Origin of the sequence: Bradyrhizobium betae (assembly GCF_008932115.1) — a bacterium.
GTDB lineage: Bacteria > Pseudomonadota > Alphaproteobacteria > Rhizobiales > Xanthobacteraceae > Bradyrhizobium > Bradyrhizobium betae.
Genome location: NZ_CP044543.1, coordinates 2009076 through 2030635 on the forward strand (window position 1 = coordinate 2009076; position 21560 = coordinate 2030635).

The window sequence follows — 21560 nt, forward strand, 5'->3', positions numbered from 1 at the left end:
GATCATGCCTCGAACACGCGACGGATTTACGGATATGGATTGGGACAAGCTGAAGGTGTTTCACGCGGCGGCGGAAGCGGGCAGCTTCACGCATGCGGGCGAGCAGCTCGGCCTGTCGCAATCGGCGGTGTCACGCCAGGTCTCGGCGCTGGAGCAGGAGCTTTCGGTCTCGCTGTTCCACCGCCACGCCCGCGGCCTGATCCTCACCGAACAGGGCGACCTTCTGTTCCGCACCGCGCATGACGTGTTCATGCAGCTGCAGGCGGCGCGCGCCAAGCTGACCGACAGCCGCGAGCGGCCGAGCGGCGACCTCAAGATCACCACCACACCCGGCGTCGGCATCAACTGGCTGATCCCGCGGCTCGGCGAGTTCACCGCGCTCTATCCCGAGATCCGGATCTCGCTGATCGTCACCGACGAGGAGCTGGACCTGTCGATGCGCGAGGCGGACGTCGCGATCCGCACCCGCAAGCCGACCCAGCCGGATCTCATCCAGCGCAAGCTGTTCGCGATGGGCTTCCACGCCTATTGCTCGCCTGATTACATCAAGCGCTTCGGCACGCCGCGCACGCTGGAAGAGCTCGACGCTCACCGCATCATCACGCTCTCGGACGGCAGCTTCGCGCCGCATCTGCAGAACCGCAACTGGCTGGTCGAAGCCGGCCGCAACGGCTCGGGTCCGCGCGAAGCCTATTTCAAGGTCAACAACATCCTCGGTCTCGTGCGCGCCTGCCAGCAGGGCCTCGGCATTGCGGCACTGCCGGACTATCTGATCGAAGAACAGAGCCGGCTCGTACAACTGTTCGGCGAATCGGATTCGATCCAGCTCGATACGTACTTCGTCTATCCCGAGGAGTTGAAGACGGTTGCGCGCGTGCAGGTGTTCCGCGACTTCGTGGTGAGCAAGGCGCAGCGCTGGCCTTCCTGATTTCCGCATGTCTGACATGCGACCTGGACGCTTGCTGCATGGCGCTCGTCAAGCCCATACTGCTTGCACGCTGAGCCTTCGCGTTGCGCATTTGTCCCCCTCCTCCAGTGGCGCGGGAGTTCAGTAATCCCTCTTGGAAGGTGATTGTGTCGGCCTCACGTGGCCAATACCTTAAGCCGGGCTCGTTCGAGAGCCCGGCTTTTTTTCTGCCGGGTTTGGCCTTCGCCTTCCGCGTGTATTGACAGTTTTGGGCATAGCCAGCATCATTTGCAAATGATCACGAAGTCGTGCGCAATCGTTTCGAAAAAAGGCCCCCATCCCGGGGCCTCGGATTTTTGCGCGCGCTAATATCGACTTCGTCATCGCAGCAAAACCCGCAAACCCCGCCACCTGGACGGGGTTTTTTCATGTGCCCTCCGTCTCAGGTTTTTACGAGAAGGAGAAGAAACATGACCGGTCTGGAAGATCATTTGCACGGGCTGTGGCTGCCGCTGGTGACGCCGTTTCGCGACGGACGTCTCGACGAGACGTCGCTGCGGCGGCTGACGCGGCACTACAGCGCACACGCCGTCGACGGCCTTGTCCTGGGGGCAACCTCCGGGGAAGGCATGACGCTACGCGATGCCGAGCTCGAACGGCTGGTTGCAGTGGTGCGCGACGAGATGGCGGCAGGGCGGCGCTCTGTTCCGCTTTGCCTGGGATTGTCGGGCGCCGACACCGCGCGGCTGAAGGAGCGGCTCGATGAGACCGCGGACTGGCCGATCGACGGTTATCTGATCGCCAGCCCCTATTACGTGCGGCCGTCGCAGCGCGGCCTGCTGGCGCATTTCGAGGCGCTGGCCGATCACGCCGCCTGGCCGCTGGCGCTCTACAACATTCCCTACCGGACCTCGGTCAACATCACCAACCAGACCTTGCTGCGGCTCGCCGAGCATCCGAACATCGTCGGGCTGAAGGATTGCGGCGCCAACCGCGAGCAGTCGATCGCGCTGCTGCGCGACCGCCCGAAGGGCTTTCGCGTGCTGACCGGCGAGGATGCGAATTACTTCGAGGCGCTCGTCGACGGCGCCGACGGCGGCATCGTGCTGTCGGCCCATGTCGAGACCGCGACGTTCGCGGCCGTGCAGGCCGAGCTGAAGCGCGGCAACCATGATGCGGCGCTGGCGCGCTGGCACGAGGTGTCCGAGCTGACGCGCCTGTTGTTCACCGAGCCGAGCCCGGCACCGGCGAAGTATTGGCTGTGGCGCAGCGGCCTGATCGACAGCCCCGAAGTGCGCCTGCCGATGGTGGAGATCAGCAGCGAACTCGCGGCGACGATCGATCGCGAGATCGAGCGACGGGTGAAGGTCGCGGCGTAGGCGCGCTGACCCTCCCCCTCCAGCGGAGGGTCAGAGCCGCCCTTGGTTAACCCCGCCCCAACAGCCTTCGCAGCCGCCGCATGGCGCGTCCACGTCTCGTTTACGGAAGCGCGCCTATCGTTTTCGTTCAAAGTCTTTTCAAAGGGGGAATGATCATGGCGCATCGCACCCGGCCTACGGCCGCGAGCCAGTTCGCGCCCGCCGATCTCTTGCAGGGAATTCTGGTCGTGTCGTCGTTCGGGTTCTGGGCGGTGATGCTCGGCCTGATCCCGGTGCTGCTGGTTCGGGTCTGGCTCGTCGGCTGATGCCGGCCCGCGCTGATGGTTAAACGGAGGTCACAAATGCGCTCAAAATGCGCAGGGGATTGCGACCCGGAATTTTAAAACATCTGGCGTATCGTCCACGTCCATAAGCGAAGAAATCGCGGGGGCGTTCGTGAATAGTCGGAACGAAGTGGTGTCGCATTACGGCGCCGGACAGCAGAGCCATACCACCGAAGAGAGCTTCACCACCGAAGACATCCTCTGGGCCGTCGGCATCTGGTCGGTGATCCTGACGCTGTCGCCGGTGATCGTGTTCTACATGCTGATGGTGGCTTGACTTCACAACACCCTCTGAAACGCAAAACGCGCGGAGAGCCGCGCGTTCTCGTCCGGGGATTGTTGGTTGAAGTTAAGCGGCCTGCTTGTGCATCGCGCCGGATGCCGACGCCGTGCCGCGAATGGCCTTCACCGAACGCTCGATCGCTGCCCACAGCCTGGCGATTTCCTGAGCCGCACGGCTCTCGGCCTGATATTCCCGCGCGCCTTCGCCATGGCTCAGCGCCATCAGCAGGTCCGAACGGTTGGTGATCTGGCCGCCCCACACCGGTGCACGGAATTTGGCAAGCGCCTCGCGGGCGATGGTGACGATCGGGCTTTCGGATTCGTCGCGGCGTGCCGGGGCACCGTTGAGTACGACCGCGTAGGGCTTGCGCGCCGCGCGGCACATCTGAATCGTTTCCTGCACCGCGTTGACGTCGAACACGCCGGGACGGGCGGGAATCACCACCATCGTCGCATTGCGGATGGCGTCGTCGACCACGGCCGACAGGTTCGGCGGCGTGTCGATCAACACCCATTCATAACCGTCGCGCTTGGCAGCGGAGACGATGCCGCTGACCGAGTTCACGGCGGCCTTGATCGGCGGCTCGTTGGTGCCACGCAGCTTGTGCCACAGCGTGAGCGAGCCCTGCGGATCCGCGTCCACGAGCATCACCTGCTTGCTCGCCTTGATCTGCGCGGCGAGATGTGCGGCGAGGGTACTCTTGCCCGAGCCGCCTTTACGCGATGCGAAAACAATAACGTTCATACCCTTGGCCTCCAGATTGACCCCAGGCCGCGAAAATGAATCACCTCTCTGATTCGTGAAAGAAAAATTTATCGGCAGTTGCGTTGCAGCCACGAAATAACAAGACGTGTTGGCTTTTGAGTCACACTGCCGCCTGCGACAAAGATACAAACCGCAACGAAACGCCTTTCGCGCGAGCATTCGTGCGTTTTTCAGGCAGTTGCGCCGGAAAATCCAAATGCAACCTCCCCGCGCAAACCTGCTCGCAGCTCTCTTTCATCGCACGCGGTTGGAATTGTCGCAGGCGTCCGCGCACGCAGGCGAACAAAAGGAGTCCGGTAGCTGTCGCGTGGCTGATGAGTCCTCGGCGAGCCGGGCCGGACACGCAAATGCCCGGGCACGTCTAGCGCGAAACCGCGCGGCAGCCCGGGCATGGAGGAGTTTCAGGGAAGGAACGCGCTTGCCGCGGGCTCAGCCCTCGGTCTTTTTCTTCTTGGTCGCCTTCGGCGGCTTGGCGCTCGTCTTCGCCGCTTTGGGTGCGATGTCGGTCGGCTTGCCGGCGCGGGCTTCGGACGGCTCGGGGCCCTGGCGGAAGAACGGCCGGCACTGCGGCGAGAGCTGCGTCTTCTTGCGGATCATGCAGGCGGTGATGGCATCGACGTTCGGCACGAACTCGCTGCACAGCCGCATCGCATCGGGCGAGCAGGCCTGCTGCTCCTCCTGCGTGTAGGCAAAGCCTGTGCCCGGCTGGACCAGAACGGCCAAGGCAAGCCCCGAGACGGCCGCAAGAACGGACTTCTGAAAACGGAACGCCGGCATCGATACCCCCTGCATGTCGAGTCGGGGCGGAGTGTGGGTGAACGGCGGTTCGTTGGCAACGCGCGGGAATGCGAAAGGCGCGACGTGTGCGCTCTCGGCAACAGGCGGGAGAGCGGGCGCGGGACAAACTGCACTTTCAGCTGTCGTCACCCGCGAAGGCGGGTGACCCAGTATTCCAGAGACGTCAAACGTACCCCCGATAAGCCGCGGCGTACTGGATCCCCCGCCTTCGCGGGGGATGACAGCTGCCTACAGTGCCCCTCCAAAACAAAGCCGCGAAAACAACCCCATGCACAGTAGCCAAGCCCAGGCGAACACAGCGGATTCCAGATGCACTTACGGATTTTACGAATTTTTCTTTGACACGTCGGGCAAAACAGCGGCATAATGCGATCATCGGAAAAGTGAGGGGTGGCCTGTCCAAGTCCCCGTGAAGCGAGGGGCGCATGGCCACCGTTCTGATCGTCGCGCCGGTGTTCGCCCTGATCGCCGCCGGCTATGCCGCGGTGCTGTTTCGCTTCGTCTCGGAGACCGCGCACAAGGGCATCTCCGAATTCGCCTTCAGCATCGCGATCCCGGCGCTGCTGTTCCGCACCATTGTCGTATCGGAATTCCCCGACGTCAGCCCCTGGCGGATGTGGGGCGCCTATTACGGCGCGCTCGCGATCATCTGGATCGCGGCGCTGGCGATCTCGACGCTGCTGCGCGCGCGCCGCGAAGACAGCGAGGACGGCGTCGTGTTCGCGATCGGCTCGGTCTACGGCAACATCGTGATGCTCGGCATTCCGCTCGTGCTCTCGGCGCTGGGCAACGAGGCGGCGGGCCCGATGGCGCTGATCCTGTCGGTGAACACGCCGCTGCTCTGGCTGTGCGGCATCCTGCAGATGGAGCTTGTCAGCCGCAAGCAAGGCGGCTCGCCGCTGGCGGTGATCCGGCCCGTGCTGGCGGATCTCGCGCGCAATCCGCTGATGCTGGGGATCGGCTTTGGCGTGGTCTGGCGCTTTACCGGTCTGGGCCTCAATCCCGTCGTCGACAAGACGATCGAGCTGCTGGCACAGGCGGGCTCGCCGGCGGCGCTGATCGCGCTCGGCATCAATCTGTTCCGGTTCGAGGTGAAGGGCGAGATGTTCAGCGTCGTCGTGCTGTGCGCGCTCAAGCTGCTCGCGATGCCGGCGGCCGCGTTCGTGCTGGCAAAACTGCTCGCTTTGCCGCCGGTCGCAGCCGGCGTGATCGTGCTGTTCGCGGCGATGCCGACCGGCGCCAACGCGTACATCTTCGCGGTTCAATACAAGCGGATGGTGAACCCGGTATCGGGCGCGGTCGCGCTGGGCACGCTGCTGGCGGCGGTGACGTTGCCGGTGGTGGTCATGGTGGTGGCACGTCTCAGCTAGGCCGCCAGGCGCGTCCGCGCTGGGATCAATGCAGTCCCAGGAACGACAGAATGGCGCCAACCACGACGACGAGACCGACGAGATAGATGATTCCGTTCATTGCTCAGCTCCTCAGCGTTGTCTGTCCCTGCCGCAACTACAAACACCCTGGCCGCCGAAAAGGTCCGTCGCGCCGATTGCCGATTTTTCCCGAATGAAGGAACGAATAGCCGCTCTGCCGCTTCTGAATCCGGAACTATTCGGCGGGAGAGAAATCGATGCGGGCCTGGCACCAGATCGCGAGTGCGACGACGACGATTGCATTTTCGATTTGTCTCTTCATGGCGTCGCAGATGTACGTGACCTCGCGCGCATCCGCGGCCGAATCCGCAACATTGCAAGTCCTGAAGCTGCGAAACGCGGGATATCGCGCGCTGCACGCTCATTGAGCCGGATCGGATGTCGCTTGCCATATCGCTGATCGTGGACGGCTATGTGCGCCTCGCGGATCGCGACGCTCTGGAGACGCTGCGCGCCCACCGTGCCAAGATGCTGGAAGCGGCGACGGCCGTCGCCGAAATGGACACCAGCGGGATGATTGCCACGCTCAACGAGGACATCGAGATCATCGATGCCGGATTGTCTCGACTGAAGGCCTGGCGGGAGGAGCAGGAGCGCGCATCCGGCAGGCCCGAGGCAACGCCTCTCAACGACATCGCGCGTGGCGACCCGCATGAGTAATGGCGGGAGATCCAAGACCGCCTCGAAACATCCGCACACGACAAGCTGCCCGGTTTGCCTCAGGTCGCAACCGGCGTGATCGTGCGGGTAGCCACAGATCGTCGGTCCCGAGCACTTAACCCGGCGTGATGTTGACTTAACTCAATGCGAAGCTGGTCGATTGCCTTCAGCTGAATTCTTGAACCGATAAATTGCGCCGAACATTGCGTGAAGGACGCTCGCATGCAGAACCTCAAACGCACATTTTGGGGCACGCTCGTGCTTCTGGTGCTGCTGTGGCTGATTGCGGAACCCTCCGTATTTCAGTCCGCCGCGTTCTTTGCTCTTCGTGGAGCGATGGTGCAGTTGAGCGGCATTCTCGCAATCGGATGCATGAGCGTCGCGATGATCCTGGCGCTGCGGCCGCGCTGGCCGGAGTCGTGGTTGGGCGGCCTCGACAAGATGTACCGCCTGCACAAATGGTTCGGCATCGCGGCCCTTGTTGTTGCCATCGTCCATTGGCTCTGGGCCAACGGCCCGAAATGGGCAGTCGGCTGGGGTTTGCTGGAGCGACCGGCACGTGGGGCAAGGCGCGCCATCGAGAATCCCGTCGAAGCGTTTCTTGCAGATCTCCACGGGACGGCGGAGGGCCTGGGCGAATGGGCTTTCTATGCCACGGTGGCACTGGTCGCGCTGGCTCTCATTCAATATTTTCCCTACCGCCTCTTCTACAAGACGCATCGGCTTCTCGCCCTTGCTTATCTGGTGCTGGTCTTTCACGGCATCGTGCTGATCAAGTTCAGCTACTGGACGTCTCCAGTCGGATGGGTGACGGCGGGGCTGCTTGCCAGCGGCACATGGGCCGCGGTTCTTGTACTCTTGCGGCGGGTGGGTGCAGGGCGGCAGGTCAAAGGCAGGATCACATCGCTGCAATATTATCCCGGCGTCACCTCGCTCGAGACCGAAATCGAGGTGCCCCACGGCTGGCCGGGCCACAAGCCGGGCCAGTTCGCCTTCGCCACGTCGGACGCATCGGAGGGCGCACATCCATACACCATCGCCTCCGGCTGGCACGCCGGGGACCCCAGGATCACCTTCATCACCAAGGAACTGGGCGACCACACCAGGCGCTTGCGCCAGAAGCTCCGCGTTGGGCAGGAAGTGACGGTGGAGGGACCCTACGGCTGCTTCACCTTCGATGACGACTGTCCGCACCAGATCTGGATCGGCGGCGGCATCGGCGTCACGCCTTTTGTCGCGCGCATGAAGCACATGGCCATGCAAAAGGACGCCCGCGATTGGCCTCAGGCGCAGGCGGTGGATCTTTTCCACACCACCGCCGATGTCGATGAGGAAGCGCTAGGCAAATTGGCAGCCGACGCCAAATCAGCCGATGTCCACCTGCATCTTCTGATCGATGCTCGCGACGGGCGCCTGACCGGTGAACGAATTCGCCAATCCGTCCCACGATGGCGCGAGGCCAGCATCTGGTTTTGTGGCCCGACGGGATTCGGCGAAGCGCTGAAACGAGACTTTGCCGCGCATGACTTTCCCACCAAACATCGATTCCATCAGGAGCTGTTCGCGATGCGATAACAGTGACGCCGTCCAACTTAAAATGATCCAGCCGAGCATCTCGATTGAACCTCGTGGATCAGACCAATCGCCGCAGCCAATCCGTCAGCGAACGGTTCCTGCGCCTGATGATTGAGAGCGGCATCGTTCGCAGCATGAGCCGATCCGGCAATGTGTGGGACAACGCGGCGATGGAGAGCTTCTTCTCGTCGTCGAAGACCGAGCGCAAGACCTGTCGCGCCAGGTGACGGAAGCTCGGCCCGACAGATCGAGGAGCACCGTCATCGCAATTTGCTAACCTCCGGGTCCTGAGCCTGACGACGGCCGAAAGGCTTATTGAACACGCTGGCCCGCGCGCCAGGCCATCTCCCAGAAGTCTGTCTCGAGCCGGGTGGCTTCCTTGAAGATCGCAATCAGTTCTGCCTCGCGGGCCGGCGTGGCGTAGCGATCGGCGAGATGCTCCATGTGCGCTAGCGCCTTGGCCGCGACCTCTTGATATGGCGCGCCGGCATATTCGCCGATCCAGACGCGATAGGCGTTCGTCGCGGCGTCCGCATGGGGACGCGCGGCGAGCCGCGTCGCGATCTCCGCATAGCCGATCACGCAAGGCGCCAGCGCCACCTTGAGCGCCAGCAGATCGCCGCGCATGCCGGCGTCGAGCACGTAGCGCGTATAGGCCAGCATCTCGGCCGCCGGCGGGGCCTGTTCAAGATCGGCCGGGGACAGACCCCAATCGGCACAGAGTTTGACATGCAGGTTCATCTCGACATCGAGGATGGCCGATAGGCCGGCGGATGCTTCACGCATGTCGGCAAGCCGAGGCGACTTGTAGACCGCGAGCGCGTAGGCGCGCGCAAACTCGATGAGGAACAGGTAGTCCTGAACGAGGTAGTGACGGAACGCCGCTTCGGGGAGCGAGCCGTCCGCCAATCCGTTGGTGAAGGGATGCTCGGTGTAGGCCCGCCACTCACCGGATGCTGCTGTCTTAAGACGCTCGAAGAAGGTCACGATGGTTTTTGCCTGGGTTGGTTTTTCATGAACGTCTTTGGGTCGCTAGCGATAGCGCATTGCGAAGCGAGGAGATACGGCGCCGCGGACAAAACTAGCTGTGAGAAGCGTTGCGGACACTCCCCGCGCCGAGAGTTTGGTACATTGTCACTGTGATTCCATCTCTATCATTGAGTGGGGTAACTGAAAGGGAGGGCCGAAGATGACCGTTGGAATGGCGCGTCGATTTGGCGATCGCATGCTTATCGCTACGGATACAATGATCCACGATGAAGCAACAGCAAAGCGCAACCTGATTCCTGGGAGAGTAAAGGCTATTGTCCTCTGTGAGGATGTTTCGGTCGCCTATGCAGGGACGGTGGGATACGCGCTCCCCGCCATCCAGGAAGCCGCTGCAATTGCGCGTGGCGGCCGTCGCATCGAAGACGTGATCAGACCATTGAGAAACGCCTGCGCTGAGAGTGCAGCCAGGGGTGAAAAATTTCAGACAGAGTTTCTCGTGGCATCGCACCGCAGCAGAGCCACTATGTTCAAGATTTGGAAAGACGGATTGATCACTGAGAACAATGATCGTCTATGGATAGGGCAGCCTGACGTTGTTACCGCAATTGAGAGCATTGAGGCTGAGACGCCAACGGGCCTCGCGCATAGCACCACCATCCCATTCATGCCCCCTGAAGAGCACCGCTTCACCTCCGCCATCAACCAAATTGCGACGCAGCCGGCACGTTTCTTGAGTAGCAGTGTGGGAGGATTTATGATCACGGTCCTAGCGTCGCCGTTCGGACACACCTATCAACATATAGTAGGGGCCACGATGCTCCAGGACATCGAGTTCGATAAAGCCAGAGGCGAAGAACAGCATGCCGAACAGCAAACCGGAATAAATTATTACACCTACCAAATCCTAGCGAATTTTTGGAGAGGTGCAGCAGTCGTTGCAGCATATCTCGAGCAACCGAGACTTGGCTTTCTATATCGTCCACTCGAATGGGACGGCGTTGAGACGTTCAGAGAAACGACTGCTGAAGAGCTTTTAGGCCGTGTCCGTGAAGTGGCAACTGCGATGGGGGCCGTTGAACGGATTTAGAACCACAGTGACCAATCAAGCACTGACACCGTAATCACGACTCAAACATAAGGCAGTATGCAAAAGCCGCCGGCCGTTTTCGATCATCTCGGTCCGTACGCGCAGCCTCCGGCTGTCGCCGAATGCTACCGCATGAATGAGCGCTTGTGGCTGAAATATCTAGAGTTGGCTGGCGACTACGAGCACGAGGATAACCAAAGCCGCGAATTCCAGATTGTTCGCATGCTCCATATTGCCGAGATCACGAGTAGCGCAGTCCGACTAAACGCGAGCTGGGGTCTGACACCCGCCGCTATGTCACTACTCCGCGATCGGTACGAGCAAACTGTGCGTTTTTCTTGGCTGGTCAGGAACCCGGACCCGCTCGCGTTTCAGAAATACGACCGCACCAAATTCGCCAAGATGGGTGATCTGGCGAAGGCCGCGAAGCCGGAGACCCGAGCGGATTTCGAGAAGCTATACGGACCTCTGCCTGCTTGGGCGACCGAACCGCTCACAAAGGAGCAGCGCACGTTTTTTCAAGAATGGTCCACCCTCGATCTTCGCTCAACGGCAAAGAAGCGCGACGAGCTTCCTCCGCTTTCCGACTTGCACATCGCTAAGGAGAAGCTGGCACCGTCATACGACGCCATCTATGCGCAGTTCAGTTCCGTCGCACATTACGATCGGTTTAGCCTAGAGTTCATGCAAGTGAACAAGTCGCCGGACGGTAGTCGGCATCTAGGCGCGCAACCTCATTGGCCGCGCATGCTCATCCTGCAGAACGCTCACTTCGACATTATTCAATGCTATGAAGCCGCACACATTTGCTACCAACGCGATGCTTCACTGATATTCAATTCTTTCTTCTTTGAGTGGAACCAGCTGGCAAAGGAGATCGTGCCGCCATGAGGGACCTGCGAGGCAACCTAGATTGAGTGCGAATTTCTCATCTGTCAGCAGCCATCTGGTCGATCAGTAAGAAGCCGGCGACGCAGAACAAATCATCTGCATTGGTACAGTTGGGTGGGCTCGAACCACCGACCTCCTGTTCCACAGACAGGCGCTCTAACCAACTGAGCTACAACTGCATCCTTGCGAGCCGCGCCTTGGGGCGCCCTTGAGGGCCGGTCACCTAGGGGGGCTGGACGGGGCGGAAACTAGGTGCAACGGGCGTTTTTGGCAAGGCCGCAAACGGACGAAAACCCGGGGTAAATCACCCTCAGCGCAATGAAATCGGGCTTGAGGGCGACCGTCGCGAGGTTGCGCTCCCCTCGCCGGCCCGGAGGCGACACTCCCGATGAGGAGAGAGCCCTCTGCCGGCCTCTCCCGCGAGCGGGAGAGGTGAAGAAAAAACCCGGGCTTTCGGCCCGGGTTCTCAATCACTTCAAGACCAGCCGAAAGATCAGGCGGCGGGCGGGTAGAGCTTGGCGGCGCTGGCCTTGATCGGCTCGGCGGCGGCGGTGGCGGCGCGCTGGGCGATCTCGGCGAGCTCCTTGGCCTGGGCCTGGAAGGTCTCGAGCTGGGTCTTGGAGTGGCCGGTCCACAGCGCGAACGCGTCCTGCGGCGACTTCACGCTGAACAGCTCCTGGGTGAACTCGAGCTGCGCCGTGGTGTTGGCCTTCATGAACTCCATCACCTTGGCAGCGTATTCGCTCGCGCCCTTGTGGGCGGAGGAGAACACGGCCTCGACGGTGCCGTTATGGCTCTCGGCGGCGTCCTTGAACTTGGCGTAGCTCTCGCGGGCCTGCGAAACGCCCTTCTCGGCGAACGCACGCATCTGCTCCGGAACCTCGAACGGGATGACGGAGGAAGAGAATGGATCAGTCGCACCTGTCATGGTTGTCCCTCACTCTAATTGGAAAAATGGGGTGAGCCATCTGGCGCGCCCGCCGGGCCCCAATCTGGGCCTGCATTCAGCGGTGCGGAGACCGGATACGCGAAACAAAACGGCTCGCCCAACGCCCGGTAGTATTGCTGCCTAACATGTCAACATTGTGCAGCGCAACGCGGCAGCGGGGTGCAATGCGAAATTTAATCCCGGGGAGGATGAGGTTCCGGAGGTGGGGAACCGGGGGTTGAGGGTGAGCGCGATGGGACGACATCTCTCCGTCATTCCGGGGCGCGACGACGTCGCGAGCTATGGTGCGCAATTGCGCACCTGAGAATCCATTCCTCCACCGTCGTTGCGGCCTGATGGATTCCGGGCTCGCGCTCCGCGCGCCCCGGAATGACGGCCCGAATCCTGCGGAAGCCGGCCGGCTGCGGCTTGCGGGGGCGGAGGGATTAAGGTTATCGCGGCTTTAGGCTTACCTGGTTACGGTGGGACCGTGGACCTGCCCGCGGGGGCGGGCGATACTAACCCTTTCTTAAGGCTGTCATTCCCGGCAGCCTGGCACCCAGATGCGTGACAGCGAGACTTGAAGCCGGTCGGATGACAAGTTCGGATTTCCAGTTGCGAGGCGTCGGCGATCCCAGGCTGGCCGTGCACGCGACCTCATCCCTGCCCGCCTGGCTCTGGTCGATCGACGGCACGCGCGTGCTCTGGGCCAATCCGGTCGGCGCCAAACTGTTCAGGGCGGCCAACGCGACTGCGCTGGCCGCCAGGACCTTCGGCCCCGCCGACAGCCATCGCCGCCAGATCGTGCGGCTCGCCCTGCAACTGCCCGCGAACGGTGCGATGCGGCTCGAACGGCTGCGCGGCTTCGGCGCGCGGCTCGGCGCGCTGATGACCTGCGGCTGCGCGCGGCTCGAGTTTGCCGATGGACATCATGCCGTGCTGGTCACCGCGATGGACCCCGCCCTGCGCACCATGCCGCTGATCGAGCGGCTGCATCGCCTCGTCGACGGTGCCACCGTGCCGATGGCCGCGTTCGGGCCCGACGGCATGTTTGCCGGCGCCAGCGAAGCCGCGCGCGCCCTGCTCGGCTTTCGCGATCTCGGCGAGGCCGGGCTCGAACAGGCGCGCAGCGATGCGCTGCGCGACGGCCGCGTCGAGACGCCGATCGGCATCGGCCAGATGGTGCTGCAACGGGTCGGCACGGGCGCCGATGTCGGACTGGTCGCGCTGATCGAACCTGCGGCCGCGCACGCCGCGCCTGCCGCGGAGGCTTCCGATAGCCCAGCGGAGACCGCGCCTGAAGTACAGGTTCACCACGCCCCTGAGATCGTCGACGCGCCGCCCTCGGGCGAGGCTGACGGCGGGATCGCGCTATTCGACGCGTTCGCTGAGCCGGTCGAAACGTCTGCTCCCCCTGAGGCGAGCGCACCCGCGCCGGAGCCTCCGGCGCAGGAGACGGTGCCTGCTACCGCAGCGGTCGTCGAGGTGAGCGAGCCCGCGCCAGACTCTCCGGTTGAAAACCTCGCCGACGCCATTGTGCCGCCGCAGGCCGCGCCGATCACATCCGCCATGGTCGAACCGCCATCAGCGGAGCCGCCTGCACCGCGCCAGCTTCCGCTGCGCTTTTTGTGGCAGATGGATGCGGACGGCCGCTTCGTGCTCGGCTCGGACGAGTTCATCCGCCTGATGGGCGCGCACACGGCGGCCGGCTTCGGCCGCCCCTGGCGCGAGATCGCCGATGAATTTTCGCTCGATCCCGAGGGCCGCGTCGCGCAGGCGCTCAGCAGCCACGACACCTGGGCCGGGATCACCGTGAACTGGCCGGCCGACGGCGGCGAGCATCTGCCGGTCGAACTGGCGGGCCTGCCGGTCTACGACCAGAATCGCAATTTTGCGGGCTTCAGGGGCTTTGGCGTCTGCCGCGATCTCGACGGCCTCAACCGGCTCGAAGCGCTCCGCCGCTATGAGCTGCTGGTCGAACCACCAGCGCCGCACGGCCTGTCCGCCGACATGGCGGAGCCGGAGCCGGAGCCGGAGCCTGAACCCGTGGCAGAGGCACCGCCTCCGCCGGCCGAGCCGCCTGAACCTGAGCCGACACCTGAACCTGAACTGCCCGAGCCCGTCCTCAAAGCAACTTCACACCCAACCGATCCGGAAACGCCAGTGGAAACGCCGCCTCCCAACGTCGTGCCGTTCCGCCCGCACGGTGATTCCAGATCACTCGGCGATCAGAGGTCGCCGACCCTGACGCCGGTCGAGAACAGCGCGTTCAACGAGCTCGCCCGGCAATTGTCCGAACGGCTCGAACGCGAGCGCGAGACGATCGCTTCTGTCACCGTCGAGCCGCCGGCCGCGGAGATCACGCCCGAACCGCTGCCGCCGGAGCCCGAGCCGCCGCACGCGCCGGCCGAGTGGCTGACCGAGCCCGCGCCGCCCGCGCACGGCCACAGCGCGCGCGACCGCGCGCTGCTCGACCTGGTGCCGACGGGCATGCTGATCTACCGGCTCGACCGCCTGCTCTACGCCAACCCCGCGTTCCTCGCGCGCATGGGCTATGCCAGCATCAACGCGCTGGAGGATGCCGGCGGGCTCGATGCGCTCTATGTCGAGCCGGGCGTCTCGTCGGCCAGCAGCACCTCGCAGGCCGGCACGCCGGTGACGATCAGCGCGACGCTTGCCAATGGCGAACAGCCGCTTGCGACCACCGAAGCGCATCTGCACACGATCGACTGGGACGGCGAGAGCGCGCATGCGCTGATCTGCGCGCTGCCGCAAGCCGCGCCTGTCGTTGCGGCGCCTGTGCTCGCGCCGCCCGTTGCCGCCGAGCCTGTCGTCGCGGAATCCTTCCCCTACGTGCCCGAGATCGAGCCGGAGGCCGGCGACACGGATGCGGAGGATCTGGCCGCGATCCTCGACACCACGGCCGAAGGCATCGTGATGTTCGATGCCGAAGGCAACATCCACGCCTGCAACCGCAGCGCCGAAGCGCTGTTCGGCTATGACGGCGAAACGCTGATGCAGCACAATCTGGTGACGCTGTTCGCGCCCGAGAGTCAGCACGTCGTGATCGACTATCTGGAAAACCTCAAGAGCCAGGACATCGCCAGCCTGCTCGACCACGGCCGCGAGGTGCTCGGCCGCGAGAAGAAGGGCGGCGTGATTCCGCTCGCCATGATCATGGGCCGCACCCGGCCCGACGGCCCGAACTTCTTCGCCGTGTTCCGCGACCTCTCCCAGAGCAAGAAGGGCGAGAGCGAGCTGAAGAACGCACGGCGCCTCGCCGACGGCGCGGCCAACGCCAAGGCCGACATGCTGGCGCGGATCAGCCACGAGATCCGCACGCCGCTCAACGCCATCATCGGCTTTGCCGAGGTGATGATCTCCGAACGCTTCGGCACGCTCGGCAACGAGCGCTACGGCGAATACATGAAGGACATCCGCGCTTCCGGCGAGCGCGTCATCACCATCATCGACGATCTCTTGGAGCTGTCGCGGATCGAGACCGGCCAGCTCGACCTCAACTTCGCCAACCTCAACCTCAACGATTTGGTCGAGGCCTGCGTCGTGGTGATGCAGCCGCAGGCCAATCGCGAGCGCATCATCATCCGCACCTCGCTCGCGCATGCGCTGCCGCAGGTCACAGTGGACGCGCGCGCGATGCGGCAGATCACCATGAACCTGATCTCGAACTCGATCCGGCTCGCCAGCGCCGGCGGCCAGGTCATCGTCTCGACCGCGCGGTCCGATCGCGGCGAGATCGCGCTTCGCATCCGCGACACCGGCCATGGCCTGTCCGAGCGCGAGGTCGCCGCCGCGATGGAGCCGTTCCGCACCCCGCCGCCCGGGGACGCCTCGGACAGCTCGGCGCTGAGCCTGTCGCTGACCAAGGCGCTGGTCGAAGCCAACCGCGCCCGGTTCAACATCAAGAGCACGGCCAACACCGGCACGCTGATCGAAGTGGTGTTTTCGCCGGTGGTGGCGGGCGCTTAGTCTCCGCTGTCATTGCGAACACAACGATGCGGATGCAAAAAGGGCACGGCTCGCGCCGTGCCCTTTCGCATTCAGTGAGGCGATCGCCTCAGCTGTAGATCTCGAACAGGCCGGCGCCGCCCTGGCCGCCGCCGATGCACATGGTCACCACGCCCCACTTCGCCTTGCGGCGCGCACCTTCCTGCAGCAGATGGCCGGTGCAGCGTGCACCCGTCATGCCGAAGGGATGTCCGATCGCGATCGAGCCGCCGTTGACGTTGTACCTGGCGGGATCGATGCCGAGCTTGTCGCGCGAATAGAGGCACTGGCTGGCGAAGGCTTCGTTGAGCTCCCAGAGATCGATGTCGTCGATCTTCAGGCCGTGACGCTTGAGCAGCTTCGGCACCGCGAACACCGGGCCGATGCCCATCTCATCCGGCTCGCAGCCCGCCGCAGCCCAGGCGACGAAGCGGCCGAGCGGCTTGAGGCCGCGCTTCTCGGCGTCCTTGGCTTCCATCAGCACCACGGCGGCTGCGCCGTCGGAGAGCTGGCTGGCATTGCCGGCGGTGACGTACTTGCCGGGGCCCCTCACCGGCTCGAGCTTGGCAAGGCCCTCCAGCGTGGTCTCGGGACGGTTGCACTCGTCGCGGTCGACGACGTAGTCGACGATACTCTCCGCCTTGGTCGCCTTGTCGACCACCTTCATCTTGGTCTTCATCGGGACGATCTCGTCCTTGAACTTGCCGGCCTGCTGGGCGGAGGCCATGCGGCGCTGCGACTCCAGCGAATACTCGTCCTGGTATTCACGGCTGAGCTTGTAGCGCTCGGCGACGATGTCGGCGGTGTCGATCATCGCCATGAAGATGTCGGGCGCGACCTTGAGCAGCTCCGGATCGACCGTCTCCTTCGCCGTCGCGCCGCCCGGCATCGAAATGCTCTCGACGCCGCCGGCGACGATGCAGTCGGCGCCGTCCGAACGGATCGAATTGGCTGCCATCGCGATGGTCTGCAGGCCCGACGAGCAGAAGCGATTCACCGAGACGCCGCCGATCGACTTGGGAAGACCCGCGAGCAGCGCGGCCTGACGGCCGATGTTCGGCGCGCCATGGGCGCAATTGCCGAGGTAGCAATCCTCGACATAGTCCTTCTCGACGCCGGCGCGGTCGACCGCATGCTTGATCGCGTGGGCCGCCAGCGACATCGGCGGGGTGATGTTGAACCCGCCGCGGCCGGACTTGGCAAGGCCCGTGCGCGCGTAGGAAACGATGACGGCTTCACGCATTGTTTTCTCCCTTTCGAACAGTGGTACGGAGGCGTTGGAACGAAGGTGTTCTCGGCGCCATTGGTACACAAAGTTGGGCGGCCACGGGAAGAATAAAGCGCGGCACTGCATCAACAAAAACGCCGCCCTCTCGGGAGGGCGGCGCTCTTGTTCCGCAGGTCGGAATTTATGATATGATACCCGTCATCCCGAAGTGGGCATGCTCGATCCACTGGTCATGCCCGGGTTTGTCCCGGCCACGACACTAGTGTTGACCATGCCTCAGAACGTCAGCGCCTTGACCTGCTTGACCTGCGGCAGGGCCTGCACCTTGGCCAGCAGGTCCGCCGGCACCGCGCCGTCGACCTCGATCAGCGCGATGGCATCGGAGCCTGGCGCGACGCGGCCGAGATGGAAGGTCGCGATGTTGATCCTGGCGTCGCCGAGCAGGCTGGCGAACTTGCCGATGAAGCCCGGCTTGTCCTCGTTGGTCACGTAGATCATCGATTTGCCGAATTCGGCATCGACGCGGATGCCCTTGATGTCGACGAGGCGCGGCTTGCCGTCGGCATAGACGGTGCCCGAGACCGACCGTTCCTGCCGCTCGGTGGTGACGGTGACGGTGATCAGGCTTTCATAGTCGCTCTGGGCGGCGCGCACGATCTCGTCGATCTCCATGCCGCGCTCCTTGGCGATGACCGGCGCCGAGACCACGTTGATCTCGCCCAGCATCGGCCGTAGCAGGCCGGACAGCACGGCGGAGGTGATCGCCTTGATCTTCATCTCGGCGACGTGGCCCTCATAGGTGATCTGCACCTTGAGAATGCCGCTCTCGGTGAGCTGGCCGGCGAACGAGCCGAGCTTCTCGGCGAGCGCGATGAACGGCTTCAGCTTCGGCGCCTCTTCCGCCGTGATCGAGGGGAAGTTGACGGCGTTCGAGATCGCGCCGGTGAGCAGATAATCCGACATCTGCTCGGCGACCTGGAGCGCGACGTTCTCCTGCGCTTCGGTGGTGGAGGCGCCGAGATGCGGCGTGCAGATCACGTTGGGATGGCCGAACAGCACGTTCGCGGTCGCGGGCTCCTCGACGAAGACGTCGAAGGCGGCGCCCGCAATGTGCTTGGAGTTCAGCGCATCGACCACCGCCTGCTCGTCGACGAGGCCGCCGCGGGCGCAGTTGATCAGGCGCACGCCCTTCTTCATCTTGGCGATGGCGGCCGCGTCGATGATGTTCCTGGTCTTGTCGGTGAGCGGGGTGTGCAGCGTGATGAAATCGGCGCGCTTCAAGAGGTCGTCGAGCTCGACCTTCTCGACGCCGATATCCTTGGCGCGCTCCGGCGACAGGAACGGATCGAACGCGATCACCTTCATGCGCAGGCCGAGCCCGCGATCGGCCACGATCGAGCCGATATTGCCGCAGCCGACCACCCCTAACACCTTGCCGGTGATCTCGACGCCCATGAAGCGGTTCTTCTCCCACTTGCCGGCCTGGGTCGAGGCGTCGGCCTGCGGGATCTCGCGGGCCAGCGCCAGCATCAGGGTGATGGCGTGCTCGGCGGTCGTGATCGAATTGCCGAACGGCGTGTTCATCACGATGATGCCCTTGGCCGTGGCGGCGGGAATCTCGACATTGTCGACGCCGATGCCGGCGCGGCCGATCACCTTCAGCTTCGCCGCCTTCTCCAGGATCTTGGCGGTCGCCTTGGTCGCGGAGCGGATCGCAAGGCCGTCGTAATTGCCGATGATCTCGGCGAGCTTGTCCTTGTCCTTGCCGAGGTTGGGCTGGAAGTCGACCTCGATGCCGCGATCCCTGAAGATCTGCACGGCGGCGGGGGAGAGCGCGTCGGAGATGAGAACTTTCGGTTTGGACATGGGGTTCTGCCTGACTGTTAGCTGAAGAGCTTTTGGAAGAAGCCGCGCTTGACGGCGGGAATTGGAATTCCGGTACGCAAGGTCGATGCGAGTGAGCTGCTTTCGAGCGGCACCGCGTCGAGCGGCCGCCCCTTCAAGACATTGCCGGCGACTGCGCGATTGATCGCCGCCAGCACGGTCGACCACGATCCGCCGTGATCGACGCCGAGCATCCAGCTCTGATCGGGATGCCCAGCCCGCGCCGCCAGCATCAACCAGGCGCCGCGGATGGATTTTTCCGCACTGAACTCGCGCGAGAGCGCCGCGATCAACTGGTCCGGCACATCGCTGGGATGGCCGAGCATCACCTGCTCACCGGCAGGAATCGTGATCGTCTCGGCGCCTTCCTCGAAATGGCCGGCGAGCAACCGCTTCACCTCGGCAGGAGTGAACTCCTTGCCATAGTCGGAGCCAGGATTGAGCACGAAAAACGCCTCCGGATAGCGGCCAAACAGATCACGCGTGCGGTCAGGTGCGACCACGTGATCGCCGCTGAACCAGGCACGCGCCCGGGAAGGCGCAGTGAAGAAAGGAAGGAGCCGCTCCTCGCCGCGCATTGCGCTCGGCAGAGTGAGCCTGGTTCCTTCCGGAACGATGGCTTGTCCGTCCGGACCCGGCTTGAGCTGGCCGCCTTCGGGCACCAGCACCACGACGATTTCGGCGTCGATCAGCGCCCGCGCGAAGGCCGCACGTTCCGGCGGCTCCTGCGCGGCACGCATCAGCATGCGCTCGATCTCGTTCTCGGGTTCGAACATGACGGGCCTGTGCAGATCAGGCCGTACGGAGAAGTCCGCACGGCATCAGCTCACGGCGTTTGTCAGGCGGCTTTTGCGAGCGCGGCCTTGGTCTCGGCGAAAGCCCAGTCGATCCACTGGGTCAGCAGCTCGACGTCCTTCGCTTCGACGGTCGCGCCACACCAGATGCGCAGGCCGGCCGGCGCATCGCGATAGTAGGCGAAGTCGTAGCCGGCGCCTTCCTTCTCGACCAGCGCGACCAGCTTCTTGGAGAAGTCGGCCTGCGCGTCGTCCGAGAGCGAGGTGAGCGCGGGATCGGTGAACTTCAGGCACACCGAGGTGTTGGAGCGGATCGCGGCGTCCTTGGCCAGGAAGTCGATCCAGGGCGTCTTCGCCTTCCAGTCGGCCAGCACCTTGGTGTTGGCATCAGCGCGCGCGATCAGCGCCTTGAGGCCGCCGATCGACTTGGCCCAGTTCAGCGCGTCGAGATAATCCTCGACGCAGAGCATCGACGGCGTGTTGATGGTCTCGCCGACGAAGATGCCTTCGTTGATCTTGCCGCCCTTGGTCATGCGGAAGATCTTCGGCAGCGGCCAGGCCGGCTTGTAGGTCTCGAGCCGCTCCACCGCGCGCGGAGAGAGGATCAGCATGCCGTGCGCGGCTTCGCCGCCGAGCGCCTTCTGCCAGGAGAAGGTGACGACATCGAGCTTAGGCCAGTCGAGCGGCTGCGCAAATGCGGCGGACGTCGCATCGCAAATGGTCAGGCCTTCGCGCGTCGCACTGATCCAGTCGGCGTTCGGCACGCGCACGCCGGAGGTCGTGCCGTTCCAGGTGAAGACGACGTCGCTCTTGGGATCGACCTTGGAGAGATCGGGGATTTCACCGTAAGCCGCGTTGAGCTTGGTGACGTCCTTGAGCTTCAATTCCTTGACGATGTCGCTGACCCAGCCCTCGCCGAAAGATTCCCACGCGAGCGTGGTGACGGGGCGCGCACCGAGCAGCGACCACAGCGCCATCTCGACCGCGCCGGTATCCGACGCCGGAACGATGCCGATGCGATAATCGGCGGGCACTTCAAGCACTTCGCGCGTCAGATCGATCGCGAGCTTGAGCTTGGTCTTGCCGACCTTCGCGCGATGCGAACGGCCGAGCGCTGCGTCCTTGAGATTTTGGGCGTTCCATCCGGGGCGCTTGGCGCAGGGGCCGGAGGAAAAATGCGGCACGTTGGGCCGCGAAGCGGGCTTCGCTACAGTCATATTCTACCCTTCCAGATAGTAAGCCTCCCGTTGGGGGGAGGTGTCCCGCCGCGGCTGATACGGGAAACAGGAAGAGTCGTCAAGGAAGTTCCGGGGCCTCACGCGCGAGTGATGGCTCATCCGGTGCGATATCAGGGGATTCGACCACGGCAAGCGCGTTCAGCAAGTCCGTGGCATCACTGATCAATTGCGCGGCCCGGCGGCGGCTGCCGACTTTTAAAATGCATTTGTCATTGGCCTGCACAACATAGTCGTTGCCGACCTTGATCATGGAATAGCTTGTCATCGAAATCCCCGAACCGACCGAGCTCGGCTTTCAGACGCTGACGTAGCACCCTTCGTTCCTGGTTCCACGTGAACGACGGCTGGGTAGTTTACCCACTCTTAATATGAACGAACGCGCGATCCGATTT

The 21560-nt window shown here is 63.6% G+C and carries 19 protein-coding genes, 1 tRNA gene and 1 pseudogene; 11 read left to right on the forward strand and 10 right to left on the reverse strand.

The window, feature by feature from the left end:
• Nucleotides 1-4: 4 nt before the first annotated feature.
• The 4 genes from F8237_RS09560 (at nucleotide 5) to F8237_RS36285 (ending at nucleotide 2886) form a co-directional block, all read left to right on the forward strand.
• Nucleotides 5-928, forward strand: a complete 924-nt coding sequence (locus F8237_RS09560; protein WP_041748541.1) for a LysR family transcriptional regulator — start codon at nucleotides 5-7, stop codon at nucleotides 926-928.
• A gap of 449 nt (nucleotides 929-1377) precedes the next feature.
• Nucleotides 1378-2286, forward strand: coding sequence for a 4-hydroxy-tetrahydrodipicolinate synthase family protein (locus F8237_RS09565; protein WP_151644037.1), 909 nt, complete (start codon nucleotides 1378-1380; stop codon nucleotides 2284-2286).
• Between the two features lie 155 nt (nucleotides 2287-2441).
• Complete coding sequence (locus tag F8237_RS36280; RefSeq protein WP_167527469.1) at nucleotides 2442-2591, forward strand: hypothetical protein; 150 nt, start codon at nucleotides 2442-2444, stop codon at nucleotides 2589-2591.
• A gap of 130 nt (nucleotides 2592-2721) precedes the next feature.
• Nucleotides 2722-2886 carry a hypothetical protein gene (locus F8237_RS36285; protein ID WP_167527446.1) on the forward strand — a complete coding sequence of 55 codons (165 nt, stop codon included), beginning with the start codon at nucleotides 2722-2724 and terminating at the stop codon, nucleotides 2884-2886.
• A gap of 72 nt (nucleotides 2887-2958) precedes the next feature.
• Here F8237_RS36285 and F8237_RS09575 read toward each other — a convergent pair whose 3' ends face one another.
• A complete protein-coding gene (locus F8237_RS09575) occupies nucleotides 2959-3636 on the reverse strand; it encodes a ParA family protein (protein WP_151644041.1) in 678 nt (225 codons plus the stop codon).
• 450 nt (nucleotides 3637-4086) lie between these two features.
• On the reverse strand, nucleotides 4087-4434 hold the full coding sequence (locus F8237_RS09580; protein ID WP_151644043.1) for a hypothetical protein: 348 nt from the start codon (nucleotides 4432-4434) through the stop codon (nucleotides 4087-4089).
• A gap of 446 nt (nucleotides 4435-4880) precedes the next feature.
• Between F8237_RS09580 and F8237_RS09585 the strand changes: the two genes are divergently transcribed.
• The 4 genes and pseudogenes from F8237_RS09585 to F8237_RS09600 form a co-directional block, all read left to right on the forward strand.
• Complete coding sequence (locus F8237_RS09585; protein ID WP_151644045.1) at nucleotides 4881-5825, forward strand: AEC family transporter; 945 nt, start codon at nucleotides 4881-4883, stop codon at nucleotides 5823-5825.
• A 438-nt stretch (nucleotides 5826-6263) separates the two neighbouring features.
• Nucleotides 6264-6545 carry a hypothetical protein gene (locus tag F8237_RS09590; RefSeq protein ID WP_151644047.1) on the forward strand — a complete coding sequence of 94 codons (282 nt, stop codon included), beginning with the start codon at nucleotides 6264-6266 and terminating at the stop codon, nucleotides 6543-6545.
• 222 nt (nucleotides 6546-6767) lie between these two features.
• On the forward strand, nucleotides 6768-8120 hold the full coding sequence (locus tag F8237_RS09595) for a ferredoxin reductase family protein (protein WP_151644049.1): 1353 nt from the start codon (nucleotides 6768-6770) through the stop codon (nucleotides 8118-8120).
• Nucleotides 8121-8194: 74 nt separating this feature from the next.
• Nucleotides 8195-8326 (forward strand): annotated as a pseudogene (locus F8237_RS09600) (IS3 family transposase); the annotation flags it as partial.
• A 106-nt stretch (nucleotides 8327-8432) separates the two neighbouring features.
• Here F8237_RS09600 and tenA read toward each other — a convergent pair.
• The gene (gene tenA / locus F8237_RS09605) at nucleotides 8433-9107 is read right to left on the reverse strand and encodes a thiaminase II (protein WP_151644053.1); all 675 of its coding nucleotides are present in this window, start codon (nucleotides 9105-9107) and stop codon (nucleotides 8433-8435) included.
• A gap of 202 nt (nucleotides 9108-9309) precedes the next feature.
• On the opposite strand from tenA, the gene F8237_RS09610 reads away from it, so the two are divergent.
• The gene (locus tag F8237_RS09610) at nucleotides 9310-10197 is read left to right on the forward strand and encodes a hypothetical protein (protein ID WP_151644055.1); all 888 of its coding nucleotides are present in this window, start codon (nucleotides 9310-9312) and stop codon (nucleotides 10195-10197) included.
• 57 nt (nucleotides 10198-10254) lie between these two features.
• Nucleotides 10255-11088: a hypothetical protein gene (locus F8237_RS09615; RefSeq protein WP_151644057.1), complete on the forward strand. Its 834-nt coding sequence runs from the start codon at nucleotides 10255-10257 to the stop codon at nucleotides 11086-11088.
• 102 nt (nucleotides 11089-11190) lie between these two features.
• Here the strand turns inward: F8237_RS09615 and F8237_RS09620 are convergent.
• A tRNA-His gene (locus F8237_RS09620) sits at nucleotides 11191-11267 on the reverse strand.
• Nucleotides 11268-11581: 314 nt separating this feature from the next.
• A complete protein-coding gene (locus F8237_RS09625; protein WP_151644058.1) occupies nucleotides 11582-12016 on the reverse strand; it encodes a phasin in 435 nt (144 codons plus the stop codon).
• 594 nt (nucleotides 12017-12610) lie between these two features.
• Here F8237_RS09625 and F8237_RS09630 point away from each other — a divergent pair.
• Nucleotides 12611-16006, forward strand: coding sequence for a PAS domain S-box protein (locus F8237_RS09630; RefSeq protein WP_162005964.1), 3396 nt, complete (start codon nucleotides 12611-12613; stop codon nucleotides 16004-16006).
• 88 nt (nucleotides 16007-16094) lie between these two features.
• Here the strand turns inward: F8237_RS09630 and F8237_RS09635 are convergent, their stop codons facing one another.
• The 5 genes from F8237_RS09635 to F8237_RS09655 form a co-directional block, all read right to left on the reverse strand.
• Nucleotides 16095-17267, reverse strand: coding sequence for a thiolase family protein (locus F8237_RS09635; RefSeq protein WP_151644063.1), 1173 nt, complete (start codon nucleotides 17265-17267; stop codon nucleotides 16095-16097).
• 261 nt (nucleotides 17268-17528) lie between these two features.
• The gene (gene serA, locus F8237_RS09640) at nucleotides 17529-19118 is read right to left on the reverse strand and encodes a phosphoglycerate dehydrogenase (protein WP_151644065.1); all 1590 of its coding nucleotides are present in this window, start codon (nucleotides 19116-19118) and stop codon (nucleotides 17529-17531) included.
• A 17-nt stretch (nucleotides 19119-19135) separates the two neighbouring features.
• Nucleotides 19136-19912, reverse strand: a complete 777-nt coding sequence (locus F8237_RS09645) for an enhanced serine sensitivity protein SseB C-terminal domain-containing protein (RefSeq protein WP_151644067.1) — start codon at nucleotides 19910-19912, stop codon at nucleotides 19136-19138.
• A gap of 62 nt (nucleotides 19913-19974) precedes the next feature.
• Nucleotides 19975-21147, reverse strand: coding sequence for a phosphoserine transaminase (locus F8237_RS09650; protein ID WP_151644069.1), 1173 nt, complete (start codon nucleotides 21145-21147; stop codon nucleotides 19975-19977).
• Between the two features lie 79 nt (nucleotides 21148-21226).
• The gene (locus F8237_RS09655; protein WP_015688468.1) at nucleotides 21227-21433 is read right to left on the reverse strand and encodes a hypothetical protein; all 207 of its coding nucleotides are present in this window, start codon (nucleotides 21431-21433) and stop codon (nucleotides 21227-21229) included.
• Nucleotides 21434-21560 lie beyond the last annotated feature (127 nt).